This window comes from Mesotoga sp. HF07.pep.5.2.highcov (assembly GCF_003666285.1).
Classification (GTDB): Bacteria; Thermotogota; Thermotogae; order Petrotogales; family Kosmotogaceae; genus Mesotoga; species Mesotoga prima.
Window position 1 is genome coordinate 1 of sequence record NZ_JFHJ01000080.1, and the last position, 813, is coordinate 813.

Annotated in this window: 1 protein-coding gene; it reads left to right on the forward strand. The window is 43.7% G+C overall.

Features of this window, described 5'->3' with window-relative positions:
• Nucleotides 1-813, forward strand: an 813-nt coding sequence (locus BG32_RS01445) for a hypothetical protein (protein WP_147434784.1), incomplete at both ends; no start/stop codon positions are given.

An 813-nucleotide genomic window follows, 5' to 3' on the forward strand; every position in this document is an offset into this window, starting at 1 on the left:
TATCTCCTCTCACTTTTCACTGGGATCACTTTCGAAGATTACTCTAGCACATATCTTGAACTAAAAGCTAATGATTCCTTTGAGGAAGTCTCGGCCTTTCTCAGAACCTTCTACTCGGCACAGGGTCTTGTCCAAGATGAGTACACAGTTGAGCAGATTGCAGATAGATTGGTCTTCATGTATGCGCCTTCGGAAATAATGGAAAAGGCTATTCTTGAACTGGAACAGCACGAAAGGCAGATATACAGGGTAACAAAAGAATCCATTCTTGAAATCGCTCCCGAAATCTATTCTTCAGGTCTGGGCGAGTTACTCCAGACGATTCTCGTGGAGAATGAAACGGCAGACTTCATTCAGTCGGCAGGATTGCTGGTAGTCAGTGCTTACCCGGAGAGACTCGCCGAGATAGAAACCATTATCGAAGAGAGAATACCTAGAATCAAAGAAATGGTTGAAAATAGAATGTCTAGTCAGGAGAACAGGTTATCCCTGCAGATCGAAGCTATTCCCGGTTGGGATATTGAGAAATTCAGGACATATCTCAACGACTTTCTTGGAACTGAGCTTTTTTCAGAGATTACTCTGACCACATCGGGAAGCGGCTACATAGTCATTGCAGCGGAGTCTGTTCTGGAAGCAATTTCCGCTGAAGCTGAAAAACTTAGAGGATTTGAAGAACCTTCTTACAGACTGGAAACTTCCATTCCGTCACTTGCTCAGTTCGAGCTTCTTTTGCAGAGGCTTGGAATAGCCGTAACAATAGTTCCTGTCGACAACCAGTTCATGATTGTAGGTTCAAAAGTCAATGTCGAA